Source organism: Streptomyces sp. NPDC057428, assembly GCF_042803195.1.
Taxonomy (GTDB): domain Bacteria; phylum Actinomycetota; class Actinomycetes; order Streptomycetales; family Streptomycetaceae; genus Streptomyces.
The window spans coordinates 1-22,118 of record NZ_JBHVCT010000072.1; the positions used below are offsets into that span (position 1 = coordinate 1).

Below are 22,118 nucleotides of genomic sequence, written 5' to 3' on the forward strand. Positions count from 1 at the left end.
GCGGAGTCCGGCTATACACATGGCTTCACGCTGCTGGCCGGCGCTCTGGCCGTCGCCGCCGTGGCGGCCGCCCTCATACCCGCGACCGCTCGACGGCGTCACGTCGTCGTGGCAGGAGAGCCGCAGGGGTCCCCGGGCACCCCTGCGGAAGGGGCATCTGCCGAGGTAGGGGCAGCCCTGGACGGGCCCCGTTGATGTCGCCGGGACGGGCGAGTGAGAGAGAACCGCTACCGCCTCGACGACTTGGCCGCGGGCCTGCTGGAGCACGAGACGCTGGACGAGGCGGACGCCTACCGCATCGCCGCGGTCACATCCCTGGCCAAGGAGCAGAACGCGTGAGCAGCCGCCGGGCCCCGTAGTCGAACACTTTTCCCGTACCCCGCCCGGCGCGCACGCGACTCCGGGCCGTACCCGTGTCCCGCCGGTGTCCGAGATCGGTCGGCTACCGGCTAGGATGCATACGTGTGTTAAGCCAGTACCGCCGATGATGCGATTATGTATATGGACCGGCGTCCACGACCGTACGATGACCGGCAGCGAGAGACGCAAACATGTCTCACCGGGGGGCAGGCGGCGCACCATGCGTCCGCTCCGGCAACCAGTTCAGGAAGGCGGACACCATGGTGGCGACCGACGGCGGAGGGTCCAGCTTCAAGGGCTCGGACGGAGTGCTCTACGACACGACACCTCAGGACCTGAGGGACAAGGCCATCGACATCAGCGTCACCCAGCAGACCGTGCAGGACGAACTGAACAATCTGAAGTCGTACGTCCAGGGCCTGGAATCCGTGTGGGGAGGCATCGCTCACAACACCTTCCGGGGGCTGATGATCGAATGGGACACACACGCGACCCACATGCAGAGCGCCCTGCTCGGTATCTCGCACGGTCTGTCCAGCAGCGCCGACAACTACCTTCACGGCGAGCACGCGAACGTCTCGAACCTCAACAAGGTGTCGCTTCCGCCGGCGCGTCTTTCCTGACCGCGGCGAGAGACCCACCGCACAACACCCACACACCACACACTTCCCGGTCCGAGGATTCGACATGCCCGATATCGAGAGCACACCCATCCGCGTCGGCGTCGAACTGGAGGGGGTAGGTCCCTACCTCAACGGACAGGCGGCGCACATCATGGGCGAACTGCACGCCTTGAGGAACCGGATCCAGTCGCTGATCGACACATGGAACGCGCAGTCCGCCACCAGGTACCAGGAACGCGTTCACGAGTGGGACATGGCCGCCGTCGGGCTCTTCGGCAGCGAGGGCGAGGGCGGCGTCCTCGGCGAGATCGCCGCCGCGATGCGGGTGAACTGGGGCAACTACGTAGGAGCCGAGGAAGCGAACATCAAGACGTGGTCCGCCACGCACTGACTCCGGTACAGCAGAACCGGCCCCGGGCCGACAGGTGACAAGGACAACGCCCAGTGGAGAATGAACGCTGCCATGTGACCGTGGTGGGAGCGCGGCGGCGGGTGGACCTCACGGTACCCGCGGAGGCGGCCATCGCCGAGTACACCCCCACGCTGCTCAAGCTCGTGGGACAGGTGGAGTTCGACGAGATCTTCCCCCCGGTCTGGTCGCTCGCCCTGCCCGGTGCGGTTCCGTTCGCGCCCGACACCTCCCTGAGGGAATGTGGTGTGGCGGACGGTGCGACGTTGTACCTGAGCGACGTGGCGGCCGGCGAGTTCGACGAGCCCGTGGTCACCGACCTGGAGGAGACGGTCGGGCAGGCCGACGGGGGCATCAGCGCGTGGGGCCGCCGCTCGCGGGCCTACACCACCCTGGTCCTCGGCGTCCTGAGCCTGATCGCCGGCTTCGTCATGCTGGCGTGGACGGGGGACCCGGACGGAGTGCTGCCGGCCACCGGCGCGGCGGCCGTCGTCGTCGCGCTGTCGCTGACCCTGCTCGCCTGGCACGCAACCCGCCAACAGTGGTCCCTGCCACTCGGGTTGCGGCTGATCATGGCGCATTCCGCCGTCCCGCTGCTGGCCGTGGTGGGCGTCGTACTGCCGCGGGCCTCGGGCACCGACTCGGTGCTGGTCGCGCTCAGCGTGGGCGCCGTGCTCGGCGCGCTCGCGGCCCTGCTCGCCATCCGCCACGCGACGACGCTGATGGCGGTGGCGATCACCGGGCTCGCCCTGGTGCTGACGGTGGGCCTCACCGTGGGTCACGCCACGCTGCTGGAGGCGTCCGCGGTGGTGGGCGTCGCCATGCTGGTGGTGCTGGGCGCCGCCCCCAAGATCTCCGGCCACTTCGCCGTGCTCGCGGGATCGAACACCATGGCGGCGGGCGGCCACGACGACGAGGCCGACGTGCTGCTCCTGGTCAGCCGCGGCCAGCGGCTGCTGATCGGGACGAACCTCCTGGCCTCCGTGGTCGCCGCCACCTGCATCGTCGTGCTGGGATCGGCGCATCAGGCCTTCGCGGTCGCCCTGGCCTGCTGCCTCGGCCTGGCGCTCGTCCTGCGCGCGGGACGGCTGACGCTGGCGCCGGGGGTCGTGCCGGTGGTCACCGCGGGGACGATCGGACTGGCGGCCACGCTCACCCGGGCCCCGGCCGCCTTCGGCGCGCCCGAGTGGGCGGGCTCTGCCGTGCTGCTCGTCGTGGCCGTGCTCGCGATGCTCGTCGGACTGGGCCGGGCCTTCCGCGTCGATGCCGACGACGAGCGTCCCTCCTGGATCGATCCGCTCGCCGGGCTCCTCATGGTGGCCTGTGTGCCGCTCGCGGTGGGCGTCTTCGGCTTGTTCACCACGCTGGCAGGCTCGGGGCAGACGCCGTGACGGGCCCGGAAAACGGAGCGCGCCGTCCGTGAAGCGCAACGTGCTGCGGGTCGCGGACCGGGGCTGGGGCACCTATCGCACCGTCACGGCCGCGATCCGCGCGGCCGACGAGGGCGCGGAGATCCGCGTCCAACCAGGCGAGTACCGGGAGTCCCTGGTCTTGGACCGAGATGTCACGGTTGTCGCGGAGAGAGGGCCGGGAACCGTCCGCGTCGTGGCCGTGCACGGTCCCGCGGTCAGTGTGAACGGCGGCTCCCCGGTGCTGCGGGAGGTGACCGTCGAGGGCGCTGCTGACCGAGGTCCCGCCGTGCTCCTCACGGGCGGCGGCCCGCTCCTCGACCGGTGCGCGGTGTCCGGGGGCCGGATCGAGATCGTGCGCGCCGCCGCCGCGGAACTGCGTTCGTGCACGGTCGAGGACACCACCGGCTCCGGCGTCCAGGTGACCGGCACCGCGCGGGTGACCGTCGACGACTGCGTGATCAGAGCGGCGACCGGGCACGGCCTGACGCTGAGTGACGCGGCTAGTGCGCAGGTGCGTCGCACCACGATCGAGCGTGTCGGCGGGTGCGGAATCGTGACCGCCGGGGAGTCGGCGGGCACCTTCGACGACTGCACCGTCCGCTACACCGGCGACGCGGCGGTCCTGGTGCACCCCTTCGCCCGTCCCCTGCTGCGCGGCTGCCGGCTGCACGACAGCAAGTCCCAGGGCGTGCGGATCGCCGACACCGCCGGCGCCGCGGCAGCAGCCGCACCCGCCGTGGACCCGAACGCCGCAGCGGCCGGACACGAGGAGTCGCGGATCAGGTTGGAGAAGTGCGAGATCTTCCGCACCGGAGAAGAGGGCGTATCGGCCTGCGCGGCCGACCTCCGGCTGAGGGACTGCCACATCCGCGAGACCGGCGGGGCGGGGCTGATCGCCTCGGGCACCGGCCGAGTGGAACTGGAGCACACCCGGGTGGTCGACGTGCCCGGTACCGGCCTGGCCGTTCTGGACACCGCCGAACTGCGAGTGCACGGCGGTACGGTGGCCCGCACCGGCGCAAACGGCGTGCACGCCTCGGACCGCGGCACCGTCCGGCTCACCGAGTGCGAGATCTCCACCACGACGTACACGGCCCTGAACATCGGCGGCGGCGCCAGCGCCGTGCTGCTGGGCTGCACCGTGCGCGACAGTGCGCAGCACGCGGTGCGGGTGGCGGGCGGGGCGGACCTCGTCGCCGAGGACACCCGGTTTGAGCGGACACGGATGACGGGCGTGGACGTCCAGGGAGCGGACGTGGTGCTGCGCCGCTGCGTGATCAGCGAGGCGGACACCGGTGTCCGCCTGGAGACCGGCCACCGGCCGCTGCTGGAAGGGTGCGAGGTGCTGCGGTCCGCCAGGACCGGCATCGAGATCGCCGCCGGCACCGGTGCCGTGGTGCTCGGGGGACACGTCGACGCCCCGGGATCAGCGGGCGTCTTCCTCGGCGAGCGCAGCGAGGCCTGGATCGAGGACCTGACCATCTCGGACGCAAAGGGGAGCGGACTGGTCATCTGGTCCGGCGCGAACCCCCGGGTGCGGTCGCTGACCGTCACCGGTGCAGCGAAGAACGGCGTGTACGTCGGCGACGGCGCCCGCGGGCTGCTGGAGGACTGCGACGTCTCCGCGACCGGCTATCCGGCGGTGTATGTGGGCGCCAAGGCTGCCCCGGTACTGCGCCGCCTGCTGGTGCACGACGTGGACGAGGACCTGTCGCAGGCCGACGACGCGGAAGCCCGCTTCGAGCAGTGCCGCAGCCACGACGTCAAGGTCGCCACTTTGCCGACACAGGCCGAGGCCGGGGCGGCGGGACGGGTGGTCCCTGCCATGGTCGCCACCGCCGGCATGGCCCAGGGAGGGACGGCCGGCGTCGAAGCGGACGGACGAGACGTGGCCGGAGAGGACCAACTGCCCGCACTGCTGGCCGAACTGGAGCAATTGGTGGGCCTGGGCGGCGTCAAGCGTGAGGTGGCCTCCATGGCGAAGCTGATGCAGATAGTGAAACGGCGTCAGGAGGCCGGCCTGCAGCCGCCGCCCCTGAGCCGGCACCTTGTCTTCGCGGGCAACCCGGGAACCGGCAAGACCACGGTGGCCCGGCTCTACGGCCGACTCCTTGCCGCCCTCGGGCTGCTGGCCCGGGGACATCTGGTGGAGGCCGACCGCAGTGATCTGGTGGGCGAGTACGTCGGGCACACCGCGCCGAAGACCACCGCCGTCTTCCGGCGGGCACTGGGCGGTGTCCTGTTCATCGACGAGGCGTACGCGCTGGTTCCCGCCGGGCAGGGCAACGACTTCGGGCACGAGGCCATCTCCACCCTGGTCAAGCTGATGGAGGACCACCGGGACGACGTCGTGGTGATCGCGGCGGGCTATCCGGAGGACATGGACCGTCTCATCGACTCCAACCCCGGCCTGGCGTCGCGCTTCACCCGCACCCTCCGCTTCGACGACTACGCGTCGGCGGACCTGGTGCGGATCGTCGAGCACCAGGCGTACCAGCACGAGTACAGGCTCGGCGAGGACACGGCGACGGCACTGCTGGCCCACTTCGACTCGATCGAGCGGACCGAGCGCTTCGGCAACGGGCGCACCGCCCGGCAGGCCTTCCAGCAGATGACCGAGCAGCACGCCATGCGCGTTGCCGACCTGGGCGATCCCAGCGACGAGGACCTGACCGTGCTGACGCCGGTCGACGTGCCCGCGGCGGTGGCCTGATGGATCGCCGCACGGCTGCCGGCCGGGACGGGGCACCGCGCCGTCCGCCCTGCTCCCCGAGGTGCGCAACCGCCGGGCGGACGGCGCTACTTTCGAAACACGCCCTAGGGGTTACCGGTGACCGGGCGCTGGATGTCCGGGAATGTCGCGGCCCGGTCGACATGGGCGTAGGACTGACCGGATGTGTTGATCATGGCAATGTAGTTGCCGAGCAGTCCGAGGGCGCCTGCCTGAGCTGCCAGAGCCCTCTGCATCGCCGGATTGATGTGCTGGGCGAAGTCCGCACCGATGTCGGCGAGAATTTTCTGGTCGGCGTTCTCGCTCTCCTCCTTCGTCGGGTACCAGCTGGTGTCACCAGGGGTCTGGGTGCCCGCGTTCTGGCCCGAGGAGATGACCGAGGGCGGATGCGCGGGGCCCCAGAATTGCCCGTGCACGGCGGCGTCGACCCGCTGGCGCAGCGACTCGTAGCCGGAGGCGGCGTTGCGCCCCTGAGCCAGCAGGGTGTTCTCGGTCGCCCGCACCCCGGCCGCGTCGAAGCGGATCGGGCCGCTTTCGGCGACATCGGTCAACCGATTTCCGCTCGTCTGTCCCTTCGGATCGTTGTTGAAGCTGGGAGGAGTGTCCCAGCCTACCCCCACGGTCGGGACGATTGGGCTCAAGTCTTTCCCGGCGTCGAGATCTTTATCGTCCTGCTGACCGTCGGCCATGATTCCCTCCCGTGTGCCTGTCCGGCGGCGAGACCGTTCCGGAATTGCCGTCGACGAACGTCGACCGGCTTCAGTCTGACATACCGGAGTCCTGTGACGAAAGGTCGGTATCAGGATTCCGGCGACCCGGCAGAAAAACCGCGTACCGCGGTCTTCGGCTGAAAGGAGCAGAGCCATGACGACGTCCCCGACGGGAGATCCAGAAATTCTCGCAACGCCTCGCACGGCATTCGCCGGTGATACGGCGGACCTGCACGACATGGTGCAGGCGGGCGACCGCGCCCGCGAGGCGGACCCTCAGGGCCACACGGCAGAGACACCGGCACCCCTGAACGACCGTCGCGCCCTCGTCTCGGACAAGGGCGGATCCGGTGGGGGGCACGGGAACTCGAACACGTCCCACGGAAACATGTCCGCCGAGGAGTTCCGGGTCGCCCTGGCCGATCTCAGGCATGCCGCCGGGGTCGTGCGATCGGAGAGCGGGCACATCGCGGACCTGATCGGGCAGATTCAGAGTTGCTTCGAAGCGGCCCGAGCCTCCTGGCAGAGCCCGTCGGCCGTGAGCTTCGAGACGATGGCGACCTGGTTCACGAACGCCTCGCGCGCCATGGAGGACCTGCTTCAGGACATGGCCCGGCGCATGCAGGCCGCATACGACAACTATGCCGGGGCCGAGACCGCCAACACCCACAACTCCGGAGGCTGACCATGCCCGCGAATGCCGACTACGACGTCAGCTCGATAAAGATCGAACCTCAGGCGCTCGGCTCGGACAGCGACAAGCTCATAGCGCTCGCCAACAACGTCGGCGATTCGGTCAAGCGAATCAGCGACACGGTCGCCGACCTGAGGGTCGGGTGGGTGTCCAAGAGCGCCGACGAGGCGCAGGCGTTCAACGACCGCTGGAAGCACGTCATGAAGCAGATGTTCGGTGAGAAGGACGGTGAAACCGGCGTACTTCCCGCTATGGCCGGCGGAATCCTGGGGACGGGTGTCGCATTCAGTCATCTGGAATTGGATCTGGAATCCGCCTTTCGCAAATTCGCCGACGCTCTCGTCCATCCCCAGGAAACCGGGTTTGATTATTCCTTCGGCGGAGTCACCGGAAAGATCATCTGGCCCTTTCCCACTGACCAGACCGGGCCCGAACATCCCATTACTCAGGATTTCCCGAATTCATGACCAGGACAGATTTCCACCGCCCCGCCAGGACATTTCCACCGTCCGTGCCGGAGGTCCAGGTCGCGCTGGCCGCACCGCCGCAGAAGGCCCAGCAGAACCAGGCCCAGACCTGGCTGTACATGCTGCTGCCGCTGCTCAGCAGCATCAGCATGGCCGCCTACATGTTCACGTTCGGGCGGCCATGGCTGATGATGCTCGGCGTCGGCTTCGTCGTGGTCTCCGTCGGTGTCACGGTCCTGGTGCGGACACAGACGAAGAACGCGAACCGGCGCACCCAGTACCGCCAACGTGACCGCTACTTCGAATACCTCACCGACATCCGGCGCCAGGCGCGGGAGTCGGCGGCGGCGCAACGCGCGGCCGGCGCCTTCGTGCACCCGAGCCCCCAGAGGCTGTGGGCGATCACCACCACCGGCCCGCGCCGGGTGTGGGAACGCAGGCCCGCCGACGCCGACTTCATGAAGCTCCGGCTGGGGATCGGCCAGGCGGTGCCCGCCATGCGCATCGCCCTGAGCAGACACAACGACCCCACGACGGAGCACGACACCGAGTCGCATCGCCGTGCCGAGAACCTCTCCCGCGACTTCGCGACGGTCAGTCTCCAGCCGGCCTGGGTCGACCTGGCGAACACCGGCGTTCTCAGCCTGCTCGGCCCGCCCGGGCGCACGGCCGACCTCGTCGGTGCGCTGCTCGCGCAACTGGCCGTGCTGCATGCCCCCGACGACGTCAGGATCGCCGCCCTCATTCCCGGGGAGAACCACTCCTGGGCGTGGGTGAAGTGGCTGCCGCACGTGCGCCGGCCGGGCAGGGGGGACTCCGTCCCCATCGTGGCCGAGAGCATGGACGGCATCGCCGACGTCCTCCAGTCCCACGTCGACCGCGTCCGCGAGGATCGCGCGGAGCGCGGCGTCTCCCTCGGCCTGCGGCGGGAGACCAAGGTGTCGCACCACTTCGTGGTGGTGCTCGACGGATTCCGGCCGGGAGCGGACTGGGCTCGCCTGCCGGTGGTCGCCGATCTGCTGGCCGAGGCCGGCCCCGAGAGCGGACTGCACGTCGTGTGTCTGGTCACGAAGGAGAGCGAGGAGCCCAGCCGGGTCGACGCGCGCGCCCGGGTGGACGCCGACGGCAACCTCAGCCTTGAGACCCGCTATCCCGCCCTGGTGCAGGCGACCCAGGACGCGGTCGCCGACACGTGCCCGCCCGAAGTCGGCGAGCAGATGGCCAGGGCGCTGGCACCGCTGAGGCTGTCCGGCGAGCAGGAGCAGGTTCTCGCCCGCACCGTCGCCCTGCCCGAGATGCTGGGCGTGGCGGATCTCGGCTCGTTCGACCCCACCCAGCTGTGGCGCGAGCCCGACGACGACGCGCTGCTGCGGATGCCCATCGGCTTCACCGGAGACGGCGCCCCGCTCCTGCTGGACCTCAAGGAATCGGCCCTGGGCGGCATCGGCCCGCACGGTCTGGTCGTCGGCGCGACCGGTTCCGGTAAGAGCGAACTGCTGCGCACCCTGGTGACCGGGCTGACCATGACCCACGCCCCGGAGCACCTGAGTTTCGTCCTGGTCGACTTCAAGGGCGGCGCCACCTTCGCCGGCGTCACCGAACTTCCCCACGTGGCAGGCCTGATCACCAACCTCGCCGACGACCTGGCCATGGTCGACCGGGTCCGCACAGCCCTTCAGGGCGAACAGGAGCGCCGCCAGCAGATGCTGCGCAGGGCCGGCAACGTCGACTCGGTCCGCGAGTACCAGATCCTGCAGGCGAGCGGCGGCACCGATGTGGACGGCCAGCCCCTGCAGCCCATGCCGTATCTCATGATCGTCGTCGACGAGTTCGGTGAACTCCTCGCCCAGCGACCCGACTTCATCGAGCTGTTCGTACAGATCGGACGGGTCGGCCGAAGCCTGGGCATGCATCTGCTGCTGGCCACCCAGCGCCTCGACGAGGGCCGCCTGCGCGGCCTTGAGTCACACCTGTCGTACCGCGTCTGCCTGCGCACCTTCAGCGCCCAGGAGAGCCGGGCCGTGATCGGAACGCCCGACGCGTACCGGCTCCCCGCGATCCCCGGCTCCGCCTATCTGAAGGTCGACGAGTCCATCTACGAACGCTTCCGCGTCGCCCACATCTCCGGTGCCTACCAGGATGAGGACGCACGCGAACCGGTCTCCGGACCTCCCCCGGTCCCGGAGCTGTTCGGCCTGCGGACGGCCGTGGACACCATGAGTGAGGAGGCCGGGGAGACCGAGCCCTCCGTGGCACTCGCCCGGACGCTGCCCGGCCGGCGCACCGAGATGCAGGTGGCTGTGGAACGGATCAGGGCTCATGGCACTCCGGTACACCAGGTGTGGCTGCCGCCGCTGCCCACGACGGTCGAACTCGACTCGATGCTCGGCCCCGTCGACACCGACGACGAGCGCGGCTTCCACTCCACGCTGTGGCCCCAGGGCGGCGGCCTGAGCTTCCCCATGGGGGTGGTCGACCTGCCCAGCCGCCAGCAGCAGAGCGCCGTGCTCCTGGAACTGGCCGGTCAGCAGGGCCACCTGATCGTGGTGGGCGCACCGCAGTCCGGCAAGAGCACCCTGCTGCGCTCCGTCATGATGAGCGCGATGCTCACCCACACCCCCGACGAACTCCGGTTCCTCGCGATCGACTTCGGCGGCGGCAGTCTCGTCGGCCTGGAACGGGCACCACACGTGTCCGGTGTCACCACCCGGCACGACGAGGTACGTACCCGGCGCGCTCTGTCCGTGGTCCGACAGCTCGTCGACGACCGGGAGCGGCTCTTCCAGGAACTGCGCATCGACTCCGCGGCGGACTTCCGCCGGCTGCGTGACGAGAAGGCCCTGCCGGCCGGTGTCGACGCCGCCGACATCATCCTCGTCATCGACAACTGGGCCGCCCTGCGCTCTGCGGTGGAGGAGGCCGAGGCCGTGGTGCCGGAGATCGCCGTACGCGGTCTCAACGTGGGCATCCACCTCGTACTCACCGCCAACCGCTGGGCCGAACTGCGGGCCAACCTGCGCGACACCATCCCCGGCCGCCTCGAACTGCGTCTCGCCGAGCCCACCGAGTCGGAGATCTCCCGGCCGCTGGCCAGGCAGCTGCGCGCGTTCGTGCCCGGCCGGGGCCTCGTACCGCCCGGCCACGTGTTCCACGCGGCGCTGCCGCGGCTGGACGGGGCGGCGACCACCGACAACCTCACCAAGGCCCAGCAGGCAGTGGTCGACGAACTCGTCGCGGGCTGGAAGGGCGCCCCAGCCCCTGAGCTGCGTGTGCTCGCCGAATCGGTCACGCCCGAGGAACTGGAGCATGCCTGCGAGGCCCTGCCCGGCGGCCTGGCCGCCCTGCCCACGAGCGCCGCGCCCATCGGCATCAGAGAGTTCGACCTGCTCCCCGCGACACTCGACCTGGAGGCCGACGGGCCGCACTTCCTGGTGTACGGCGACTCCGGGTCGGGCAAGACCACGTTCCTGCGCTCCTGGATGCGAGCCATGACCAGGCGCCGTCCGGCCTGGGACCTGCGCTTCATCGTCATCGACTACCGGCGCGGGCTGCTCGGCGCCGTACCCGAGGACTACGTCGGCGCGACGGCCGGGGACCCGGACTCCGCCACCGCCTACCTGGCCCAGGTCGTGGAGAAGCTCCGGGAGCGCATGCCGCCTCCCGGTATCACGCCGCGCGAACTCAGGGAGCGCGGCTGGTGGGCGGGCCCCGAGTTCTATCTGGTCGTGGACGACTACGACCTGGTGGCCGGCGGCGGCGGGGCGGGCGGACGCGGGCCGCTGACTGCGGTCGGCGACTACCTCACACAGGCCACCGACCTCGGCTTCCACGTGGTGCTCGCCCGCCGCACCGGCGGTATGAGCCGCTCGCTCACGGACCCGGTAGCCGGCCGGATCCGCGAACTCGGCGCCGGCGGGCTGATCCTGTCCGGCGATCCCCGGGAGGGAGCCGTGTTGCACGACCAGCGGGCACGGCGCCTCCCGCCCGGCCGCGGCATCCTCGTCTCCCGCCGCACCAGCGCCCTCCTCGTCCAGACCGTCCACGACACCGGTGACGCCGACCAGGGCCCCTCCTGAGCCGACACCGCGGACAGCTCCTGGGAGAGGCGACCGGCCCAGGGCGGTGGTCGGCCTCGTCGGCGACCGCCTCCCGGTCCCCCCCAAGCCCCCCGCCCGTCTTCGCCGCCTCCAGCAGCTGACCAGTGGAGCGGCCCCCGTGGCCGCCCACCCGTGAGGACACACACCCATGGCCGAGTACGACGTCTCGCACATCCGGGATCTCGCCAAGCAGTGGCACGAGAACAGCCAGAACCTCCTGGGTTACCTGGGGACGATGCATGGCAGCGTGCAGTCGATGGGCGGGGCGTGGACGGGCAAGGCCGCCCAGGCGGCACAGGTGGTCTGGAACGGGCCCGACATGGGTGAGCGCGACGTCTGGAACCAGATCTGGCGGGCCGCACAGGTGGCCCGGGAGATCGGCGACGCGATCGACAACTACGCCGACGAGCTACAGAAGACGATCAAGGAGATCAACAAGCAGCACCTGATAGACGCCCTCTCCTCGATCTTCGGCCTGGTACTCGCCGGTATGACGATGGGTATGGCGGGTCTCATCGAGGACATCGCCACCGCGGTGGGCAAGTTCGTGGCCGGGCTCGCCGCCGGGACCGAGCAGCTCGCCACCGTGGCGGCGGGACTCGGCGTCGCGGCCACCTGGATCACCGAAGCGTTCATCGACACCTACCTCACGCTCGTCAGCGACATCTACTCCCAGCTTCTCGCCGAGTCGATCGTCGACGGCCCCACCGGGATCGACTGGGAGAGCGAGGGCATCAACCTCGGCCTGTCCGTGTGGTCGTCCTTCGGCAAGAACGCCGGCGAGCACTACGTGCCCAACGGGGGTATCAAGCCGAAACCTCTGTCCGCGGGCGACGGACTGCCGAACACCTCGCCGCACGGCACGACCCCCTCGGTGACCCCCACAGGCACCGGAAGTCTGCCCACACCCCCGGAGATAGGCAAAGCGCTTCCGGGAGCGGGCGACTTCACGTCGTTCAACATGAACTCGGTCATCCAGACGGACCACGCACCGCTGCCTGGCGCCGGAGTCAAGGGTCCAGGGGCCGACGCGCCGCGCTACGACATCGGCGGCTCGAGCGGAACCACACCACTGCCAGAGAATCCGCACCCGCAGTCGGCCGGACCCGGCCGGAACTCCACGGCGACGGCGGGCTCCAAAACGACTGTGACCGACATCGGCGGCCCGAACCCCCCCGTTCGGCAGGTGGCGAACGGGGGCGGCCAGGGCAGCGGGGGACAGCAGCCGAACGGCGTCAGGGGTGACGGGGGTCCGGCCTCCGGGACCCCGAGCGCGTTCCTCGACTCACCGCCTCGCAGCGCCGTCCGCGGCGCCGACGACCCGGCCGTGACCTCGTCGGCCTCACACGTGCCCGGTGCCGGGACGATCACGAACGGCGGCTCAGGCCTCCGCGGCGCGGATTCGCCGACCGGTGGCGCACCGTCGCGCGGCGGCGTCGAAGCGGGTGCGGCGGCGCAGGCCACCTCGGCTCCCCACGGCGGGGGTGTGCGCCAGGAGGCAGGGCCGAAGACGTCGGGCGCGCACAGGGGTGACGCCCACGAGGAGGTTCCGCCGGGGACGGCCGCCGCGCAGGACGGTGGCACGTGGGAGACGGCCCCGCCGAACACCGTGGCCTCGCACAGCGAGGCCGTCGGCGTCGCGCAGACGGCCGGCGCTGGCGCCGGTGCCGGCCTCGGAGGTGCCCGTGGCGCGGCGCCCTCCGCCCACGGGACTGGCACCGCGCACGAGGCCGCATCGGGTCCGGGGACCCCGGCGCGGGCCACCGGCGTGGCGGAGGGTCCCGGAGCGCGTCCGGGTGGTGCCGCCCCGTCCGGGACCGAGGGCCGGAACGCCGCTGACGCGGCCGGCTTCACACGCACCACCGGTCCGGAACCGGCGGACGCCGCCCGGGTCGGCCGTGATGTCCCGCAAGGTGCACGCGAGGTTTCCGGTGCGGGCGGCGGGGCCAAGGGAATGGGGCTGCCCTCGTCCGCCGAGACCCCCGGAGGAGGACGGCTGGCAGCCGGCGGTCACCGCCCCGCCGCGGAGCCGGACGCCGGGCCCGGCAGAACGGACGGTAGGAACACGCGCTCGGAGACGTCGGCACCGGGAACCCCCGCAAAGGCAGGGCGGACGGACGCAGGTCCCCCCGCACAGGCATCGGATACACCTGGGGCCGGGCCGCACGACATCGGCTTCGGTGCCACGGCCGGGCGGGGCGGTCACGAAGGTGACCGGAGTGCCGAGAGCGCGGCCGCCACCTCCGGCCAGGACCGCGACCGGGCCGGGCACGACAGCGGCGCGGCCGCTCACGATGCGGGCTCGGCCGCGCACGGCGCCGGTTCGGCCCCGGTGCGCGACGACGCCGCAGGCTCCGGAGTGGCGGCCCCCGGGCATCAGACAGCCCACACCACCCCTGAGGCCGCCGCGAAGTCCGAGCAGTGGAACTCATTCAAACAGTGGCAGACCGAGCAGAACCGGCCGCTCGTCGAGGCCGAGGGTCATCTCGACTTCCAGCGGGAAAGCCTCGACAGGGCCTGGCAGCAGGGCTACGACAGGTTCGCCCGGCACGACCTCCTCGACGGCCGGAACCTGCCGAAGGACGGGTCCCAGGCGGAGCACTCCCGGTGGCAGTGGCGCAACGACATCACCCGGGAGTTCCGCGCGGAGATCGACAGGACGGGGCGGGTCTCCCACGAGGCCCACGGACGTATAGTCGCCGCCGCCGAGGCAAACGCGCACAAGTACCTGACCAGGACCCAGGAGCTCGACAGGTTCGCGCACCAGTTCAAGGAGCAGGTGGACGACTACCGGGCGAACCGGTTCGGCTACGGAGAAGACCTTCCGGCGTTCGACAAGGCGCCGACGAATTACGTCTACGACAGCACGCTCCAGACGTACGTGAAGGACGACGCCAAGTTCTACGGCCACCCACAGGACAACACCCGGGAGGAGACCGGCTCCACGCTGAAGTACAGCGCCGAATCTCCCGCCTCCGCCGACCGGGCGACGGACACCGGCGCCTCGGTCGACCACTTCCGCGACAAGACGCACGATTTCAACGTCCTTGAGCAGCACTACATCGACAAGCACCAGGAACTCACGAAGATCTTCGACGAGTTCCTCAACGACCACGAGAACACCGGCGGGCTCCCGGCATCGGTGGGCCACCGGATCGACAAGCTCCAGGAGGACGCGTTCCAGGACATCTCGCGGCTGGCGGACCGGGAACACGACATGCGGGTCGCCACAGGGGAGATGTTCGACGACGTCATCCGGTGGAACTCCAGGGGCGAGACGCTGACGGAGGACCTCGTCCACGGGGTACGGATGGAGTTCCAGCGCGACCTCCGCGCCGACCACGACCTCGTGTTCGCCCACGGCGACGGAGACGGCCCCCGCGCCCTGTGGAAGCTGACGTCCGATCGTGCGATCGACGACCTTCCCGGCCGTATCGTCAAGGAGAAGTTCGTCCGGTCCAAGCTGGCCGAGGAGACCGAACACGCCGAACACCAGCTGTCGGAGCACGGCGAGGATTTCCAGAAGCACTTCGGAGAGGGCGGGCGGCAGCGCGTCGTCGCCGAATACCTGGACGCGGTGCGCACCCACGCCGCCGGGCACTTCACCGAGCAGGTGGGCGGCGGCCGGAGGTCCGACGAGCTCGCGTCGAACTGGACCGGTGTACGCGACCAGCTGCGCTCGACCCTGCCCGACCGCATTCGCCATGAGGGTGATCTCCAGGCCGTCGTGGGCGAGTCCGCGCACGAGTTTCACGAGATCGCGGTCCACCCGGGCAGCATCGAGTCCCTCCAGTTGTACGAGGACACGCTCAGCAGGCTGGGCAACGACTTCCGTACGCAGCGCGTCGCCAGGTACGACGAACTGTTCGCCGCCGAGGGGCACAAGACCGACGCATGGCTCTCGCACGAGTCCCACCACGAGGACGGCTTCCAGACCCGGTTTGAGGATCTGCAGAGCGGCCACTACATTTCCGAACTCCAGGACCACCACTATCCCTCCTTCAAGGACTGGCGCACCGACAGTCCGGCGACGCCAGGGAAGAGCACCACCCCCGACCGTCCCACCGTCCCGTCCCGTCCCACCGCCCAGGACGCCGACGGCCCTGCTGTGAAGGCCGGCGACGACGACGCCCAGGGCACGAAAGCGGCCGACACGTCCGCCGACCACGCTCCGCGGCACCAGGAGGCGAACCCGGGCCAGGAGCAGCAACAGAGGCAAGGAGGGCGTCAGGGCCAGGGACAGCACCAGACCCACGAGCAGCACCAGGTGCAGGAACTGGCCACTGTGGAGCGGCGCCCGGACGAGGTGGACCATACGCCCGGAGCGATGGCCCACGACGGGCATTCGGGGAGGACGGTCACTGTCCGGTCCGAGGACCAGGAGCAGAAGCAGGAGTCCCGGCAGGCGGACCCCGAGACCCCGGATCAGCACCGCGAGGTCCGCCGCATGCTGCTGAAGAACTCGCAGTTCTCCTTCACCGACGCACAGATCGAACACACCTGGCAGCAGTTGCTCCAGGAGCGTCCTTCTGTCGCGAACCTGCCAGTGAACTCCCAGAGCGCACTGATCGCCGAGGCGCTGGCGCGCCCCGAACGGGAGCTGGTCGGCCGGGTGAGCGAACAACTGCTCCACGAGACGGGCATGTATCGCGACGGCCGCGAGATCCATCAGGTCCACCATCAGCTGATCCAGCAGGGGCCCGAATTCCAGGAGCTCCAAGTCGCCCAACGGGCCGAGTACGTCGCGACACACATGACATACCACTCGGACCTGGCCCGTCACGTCGGGAAGGTTCTGAAGCAGTGGGACGTCGACGCCTCGCACGTTTCCTACGCCCACGACGTTCACGTCGAGAGGCATGGACCGTTCGCTCAGAAGAAGACGCTGGAGGAGCGTGCGGCCGTCGTCGCCGAGACCGTACTCGAGCAGCTGCGCCTGACGCGGAACGTCAACGCATCACTGCAAACGCACGCCGGGGGCAAGTACACCTATCGCCAGGTGGACCAGGCCCGGCAGCAGCTGCTGCAGCATCACGGAGACGGGCTGGCCGCCCTGGACACTGAGCAGATGTCGGCGGCCATCGCCTCGCAGATCCTCAGGAGCAATCCCTCTTCCCCCGTGACCGACTCGAACGTCCTGTCCCAGGCGGGTGTCGCGCGAATGACCGAGGAGGCCGAGCAGGCGGCACACGGTCCGGCCGTCGGTGAGGAGACTGCCCTCGACCAGGCGCGGCCCGGCACGTCGGTCGGCAACTCCACCCGGGACAAGGGCAAGCAAGTGGACCGGCCGGAGTTCGTGGAGGGGTCGAGCAGCGGTGCCGTGCGGAATGCCGCGGCGGAGGAGAAGGACGCGTTCGCCGCCGCCGTGGCGGAGGCGGCCGAGGACGAGCCGGCGCTCGGTGCTCTGCCGGTGGAGACGGTGCGGGAGGCGTTCGAGATCCAGCAGATCGCTGATCCGCCGGTCCCGGGGGTGCAGCAGCCGGAGCGGTGGGGGAATCTGGCGAGGATCGCCTCGGCGCTGGGTGAGCACGGTGAGGAGGCCGCGGCGTCTCTGGCGGAGCGGCTGGCGGTGGACGGCCGGCGGGCGGGCGTGTTCGCGGGTGGCCGCGGGGGCAAGGTGCGGTCCAAGGGCAAGGCGAGGCCGGAGCGTCAGGCGCCGGTGGACGAGAAAGAACGGCGCCGTTTCGAGGCTTTCCGCAACGAGTTGAAGCAGCTGCTGATACGGCATGACCCCGCCCCGGAACAACTGCATGAGGCGATCGGCGACTTCCTGACGGACGCGTCGCCCGAGCGCCGGAGCGCGCGCGTGGGCATGGTCCGGCGGCTGATCGACACTCTCCCGGACGCCGAGTACGCGGACGCGTCGGTCAATGTCGCGCACAAGGTTCTGAACGTGTACGACCACGACCGTCCGGCTCTGGCCGTGCCAGGCGCGGAATTCGTCAACGCCCATCAGGTGACCAGCGGCCCTGGAAGGGGGCTCATCAACCGGGACGTCCCGGAGAGCGTCATCGTCGACGGTGAGGCGTACGTGCCGGTGTACATGACGGTCGTCGCTGATGCGCTGGGTTCGAATGAGCCCGAGTACAAGGACTTCGGTCAGGACGAGGACGGTCTTGTCCGGATACATACCGGAGATACCGAAGGCAGTGAGAAAGTGCTGTGGGTCAGCTTCGGCCAGCCGCTCCGGCAGGTCAAGTGGCTCGAAAAGTACAGCGGGGACGGCTGGAACGATCCGATGATCCGGTCCTTCCTGGTCCCTCTGCGGACGGTCAACGAGATTTCGCGTGGCGCGATCACGGAATTCGAATCCAAGGATGCCAAGCTGGATTTGAATGTGGACAAGCACTATGCGGCGAACCAGTTCGGCATCCAGAACCCGAGGTCTTTGGAGTTGCTCCGCCAGACCGCGCTGCCGGGGTCCCTTCGCACCTACACGGACGGGGCAACCGAGGAACAGCCGCAATCCTGGGGCGACGTCAGGCCGACGAGTGAGCTGCGTGAGCGGCTCGGCGTTCCGAACGAGCGCATGCCCGGCTTCAGCGTGTTCACACAGGAAAAGGGATTCCTCCCGGCGGACAAGTATGAGCAGACCGCACGCGAACTGCGCGAGATATCCGCGGCCCACCACAACAACAGCCGCCTGCTGGAACGCGGTGACCGGATCCGGTCACGAGCCGATGTCGAGGCGTTCTTCGACAAGCACGCTCCCGTCCGTCTCAAGACGGACCTCGCCACGCATGACCAGAAGCGGGCAGCGGTGGATGTCTTCGTCCGCGAGCATGTCGTTCCCTGGGCGAACCAGGCGCGGATCACTCAGACCCTCCACCACGTCTACGAGGCGCACAAAGACCCTACCGAGGCGCACAAGGACCATGGCTTCGTACCGGCTCCGTTCGCCTACGAACTGGCCCCGGCGGGGCCCATGCTGCGTGGCCTGCGCCGGACCACCCAGCTTGAGATCGGTCGGCAGCACGCGCAGGACATGGAGATGCGTTTCGGGATCCGCCAGGGCTATCAGGCGCTGAACGGTCCCCTCGCTGAGGCGCTGAGCAGCAAGGAGGAGTCGTCGCGGGTCAAGGCGGAGCTGCAGCGACTGAAGGTACGCGGACACGCTGCGTTGGAGGACTACCCCTTCAAGATCGGTGAACGGGCCGTGCTCTCAGACAAGATCGACGAGTACCGTCGTCTGGCCGCGGACATGCACCGGGCCGTCACCCACGCCCTCGGTGGAACGGAACCGGCGCCACCCACACAGAGAGTCCTGGACATTCTCACCGGTATCGAGTCCGGCATCCCCCACCCGTCCCTGGAACGCGAGGACACCCCGCCGCCCGAGGAAGCGACGCAGGCGCATCCGGAGTCGAGCACGACGGGCGAGCGGCGCGCCAGCCGGAGCGCCGGGCCGGGTGCCGAGGGGCAGGCGCAGCACGTCGCCGTGGAGGAAGAGCCCTTCGTCCGCTCGGTGAACAGAAGGCTGGGGGAGCTGGGGAGGGAGCCTGTGCCGGCCAGCCAGGTGCGTGCGGCGTATCGGAGGCTGTTGTCGTCCCGGGGTGCGGTGTTCGGGCGGGGCAACATCGTCGACCAGCCGAACGCGATCGCCGAGTATCTGGCCGGGCTGGGCCGAAGCCGGCTCGCAGCCGGTGCCTCCAAGACCCGGACCGAGGCGCCGGGGCCGCCGAGGCGCAAGGTGCGCTCGGAGCGTCAGACGCCGGTGGGCGAGAAAGAGCTTCGGCGCTTTGAGGCCTTCGGTCGTGAGTTGAAGCAGCTGCTGGTCCGTCCGGATGTGGAGGCCGCGCAGTTGAACCCGGTGATGGATGCGTACCTTCAGAGCGTGCCGGCGGAGCGCCGCGGGGCGGTGGTCCAGAACGTCCGCCAGCTGATCGACACGCTTCCGGACCGCGAGTTCGCGGACGAGTCGGTCAATGCTGCCCACAAGGCGCTGGACGCCTTCGACCTGGACCGCCCCGTCCTTGCTGTTCCGGGCGCGGAGTACGTGAGTTCCAGTGAGGTCATCGGCGAGTACGGCGAGGGTTTCGTCAACCGTGACGTTCCGGAGACCGTCGTGATCGACGGGAACGTGTACGTGCCGGTGTATTCGGCCGTTTACGCTGACGCGCTGGGTTCGGGCAGGCCTGGGCACAAGGATATCGGCCAGCGTGACGACGGTCTGGTCCAGATTCACACGGGTGCCAACGGCCCGGGCGAAGAGACGCTGTGGGTCAGCTTCGGCCAGCCGCTGCGGCAGGTGAAGTGGGTTGACAAATATCGCGTCGATGGTGCCGCGGAGCCGATGGTCCGGTCGATTCTGGTTCCTTTGCAGACCGTGAACGAGATTTCCCGATCGGCGGTCACCGAGAAAAATTCCAAGGGCAGCGGACTTGATCTGAATGTCGACAAGCATTTCGCGTCCAACCAGTACGGTGTCGTGCACCCGTGGTCGCTGGAGTTGCTGCGCCGGACCGCATTGCCAGGGTCGCTGCGAACCTATACGGACGGGGAGGTCGAGGGGAGGCCGGACGCGTGGGGCGATGTACGACCCATGGCCGAGCTGCGCGAGAGGCTGGGCGTGCCGAATGTCACGATGCCGGGATTCGATGTGTTCGTCGATCGCGAAGGGTTCCTTCCGGCGTCGAGATACGAGAGCACGGCGCGGACCCTGCGTGAGGTGGTCGCTTCGCACTTCGACAACCCCGAGTTGCGTGAATCCGGTGACCTGGTGCGGTCGCGCAAGGCTGTGGAGGAGTTCTTCGACGAGCACGCTCCGGCGTATCTGAAGGAGAACATCGCAACGCAGGAGGCCAAGCGGGCGGCCGTGGACAGGTTCATCCACGAGGTCGTGATGCCGTGGGCCGCGCAGGCCCGGATCACGCAGCTGCTGCACAAGGAGTTCGACGAACTCCGGAAGGCCCGTCCGTCGCACAGCCCGGTGGACTACGGACTCACCACGGCCACGCCGACGCTGCGGGGGCAGCGCAGGACGACGGCTCGCCGGCTGGGGTCGGACCACGCCCAGGACATGGAGGTCCGTTTCGGGATCCGCCAGGGTCACATGGAACTGGCGAAACCCATCGCCGATGCCATGAAGACCGAGAAGACGAGGGGGAAGCTCCCCGCGGAGCTGCACAAGCTGAAGCTGCTGAAGGACCGGATTCTGAAGGACTACCCGTTCAAGGTCGGCGACCGGGCCACGCTTGTGGACAAGAACGCCGAGTACCGGGCCCTGACCGCGGACGCGCACCGGAGTATCACCGCCGTGCTGGGGAGCGCGGAACCGACCCCGCCCTTGCAGAAGGCCCTCGACATCCTCACCCGTATCGTGACCGGCACTCCGGCCCGCACCCGTGAGACCGAGAACGTTCCGCCGCCCGAAGCGGCGCGGACGCGACCGGACGGGGACAGGAACGGCGAGCGCGAGGAGCACGCCGCGCACGCCTCAAAGACGCAGGAGGCCCCGCAACCGGGACACCGGGCCGTCGAGCCGGAGTCCGTCCAGGGGTCGAGCAACGGCGCCGTACGAAGTGTTGACGAGACCGCCGTCGGCCAGGCGCGGGTGCAGGCGGACACGCCGGCGGACCACTCCACCGAGGGCGAGGGCGAGGGCAAGAAGGCGGATCGGCCGGAGTTCGTGGAGGGTGCGAGCCGCGACACGGTGCGGAATGCCGGGGTGGCGGAGCAGGAGACGGGCGACCTGGGGTCCGCCACCGAGGGCCAACCGGTCGCGGGGGTCGACGCGGTCGACACGGCGGACATGCCCGATCTCCTGGACCCGCAGCGGTTCCGCGCGCACACCACCGACTCGACGGCTTCGGACCTGCGGTCGTTGTCGCGGGTGGCGGACGTCGACCGGATGCTCAGCGAGTACCAGCGGATCGACGAGAACGATCTTGTGCGGCGCGCCGACACCCTCGACGCGCTGGTGGGACGTGCCAGGGCGTACGCAACCACGACGAAGAACGAGGGCCGCCGCGAGACCGTTCTGCAACTGGTCGAACAGGCCGAGAGCCGGTCCGCCGCGTACCGCCGGCAGGCCGGGACGCAGGAGAGGCACGGCGAAGCCGCATCCGGGACGACGACGGAGGGTGTTCCGGAGCCGGTGGTGGCCGACGCGACACCGCCCGCGCCGGCCAGGCCGCTCCGCTACCGTGAGCGGATCGCGCTCGCCAAGCGCGAGTGGGAGGGGACGGTGGCCGATGCGGCAGCCCAGCTGGAGCAGACGTTGCTGGACTCAGGTCCGGGCGCCCGGTCGCTCGTGCTCAGCGCGGTACCCGACGAGCAGCTGTGGGCCATGAATATCGCAGGCGAGGTCCGCTGGCTGGAACAGGAGACGGGGCGGATCACGCAGGCTCCGCAGACCGCGTCGGGCGAGGAGAAGGTGATGTCGATCGATCTCGATCCGCATGCCAGGCTGATCGCCCCGGACCCGCGGCTGCTGGCCGCTGGGGACGAAGCGGTCCGCTTCTGCGAGCTGACCCTCGGCGGAGACCTGAACCACGTCGTGTGACGACCGCCGCTTCGAGGCCCCACACGACGAAAGCGCCGGGGCCGCGGAACCGGTCGGAACCGGACCGCAGCACCTGCACCGAAACCGGCACCGCCACGGGCACAGGGAGGG

The 22,118-nt window shown here is 69.7% G+C and carries 10 protein-coding genes and 1 pseudogene; 10 read left to right on the forward strand and 1 reads right to left on the reverse strand.

The window, feature by feature from the left end; translation table 11 throughout:
• The 6 genes and pseudogenes from ACFU5K_RS23910 to ACFU5K_RS23935 all read left to right on the forward strand — a co-directional run.
• Window positions 1–195, forward strand: a pseudogene (locus ACFU5K_RS23910) (MFS transporter); the annotation flags it as partial.
• Window positions 196–213: 18 nt separating this feature from the next.
• On the forward strand, window positions 214–339 hold the full coding sequence (locus tag ACFU5K_RS23915; protein WP_384065079.1) for a hypothetical protein: 126 nt from the start codon (window positions 214–216) through the stop codon (window positions 337–339).
• Between the two features lie 281 nt (window positions 340–620).
• A complete protein-coding gene (locus ACFU5K_RS23920; RefSeq protein WP_384065081.1) occupies window positions 621–983 on the forward strand; it encodes a WXG100 family type VII secretion target in 363 nt (120 codons plus the stop codon).
• A gap of 64 nt (window positions 984–1,047) precedes the next feature.
• Window positions 1,048–1,374, forward strand: coding sequence for a WXG100 family type VII secretion target (locus ACFU5K_RS23925; protein WP_384065083.1), 327 nt, complete (start codon window positions 1,048–1,050; stop codon window positions 1,372–1,374).
• 53 nt (window positions 1,375–1,427) lie between these two features.
• Window positions 1,428–2,783, forward strand: coding sequence for a type VII secretion integral membrane protein EccD (gene eccD / locus ACFU5K_RS23930; protein ID WP_384065085.1), 1,356 nt, complete (start codon window positions 1,428–1,430; stop codon window positions 2,781–2,783).
• A 28-nt stretch (window positions 2,784–2,811) separates the two neighbouring features.
• A complete protein-coding gene (locus ACFU5K_RS23935) occupies window positions 2,812–5,517 on the forward strand; it encodes a right-handed parallel beta-helix repeat-containing protein (protein WP_384065087.1) in 2,706 nt (901 codons plus the stop codon).
• Window positions 5,518–5,621: 104 nt separating this feature from the next.
• Here the strand turns inward: ACFU5K_RS23935 and ACFU5K_RS23940 are convergent, their stop codons facing one another.
• Window positions 5,622–6,224, reverse strand: a complete 603-nt coding sequence (locus ACFU5K_RS23940) for a hypothetical protein (RefSeq protein WP_384065089.1) — start codon at window positions 6,222–6,224, stop codon at window positions 5,622–5,624.
• 175 nt (window positions 6,225–6,399) lie between these two features.
• Between ACFU5K_RS23940 and ACFU5K_RS23945 the strand changes: the two genes are divergently transcribed.
• From ACFU5K_RS23945 to ACFU5K_RS23960, 4 genes are all read left to right on the forward strand, one after another.
• Window positions 6,400–6,930: a WXG100 family type VII secretion target gene (locus ACFU5K_RS23945; protein ID WP_384065091.1), complete on the forward strand. Its 531-nt coding sequence runs from the start codon at window positions 6,400–6,402 to the stop codon at window positions 6,928–6,930.
• A gap of 2 nt (window positions 6,931–6,932) precedes the next feature.
• On the forward strand, window positions 6,933–7,406 hold the full coding sequence (locus tag ACFU5K_RS23950; RefSeq protein WP_384065093.1) for a hypothetical protein: 474 nt from the start codon (window positions 6,933–6,935) through the stop codon (window positions 7,404–7,406).
• Window positions 7,403–11,482, forward strand: a complete 4,080-nt coding sequence (eccCa, locus tag ACFU5K_RS23955) for a type VII secretion protein EccCa (RefSeq protein ID WP_384065095.1) — start codon at window positions 7,403–7,405, stop codon at window positions 11,480–11,482. The genes ACFU5K_RS23950 and eccCa overlap by 4 nt, the downstream gene beginning before the upstream one ends.
• Window positions 11,483–11,651: 169 nt before the next feature.
• Window positions 11,652–22,007, forward strand: coding sequence for a hypothetical protein (locus tag ACFU5K_RS23960; RefSeq protein WP_384065097.1), 10,356 nt, complete (start codon window positions 11,652–11,654; stop codon window positions 22,005–22,007).
• Window positions 22,008–22,118: the final 111 nt, after the last annotated feature.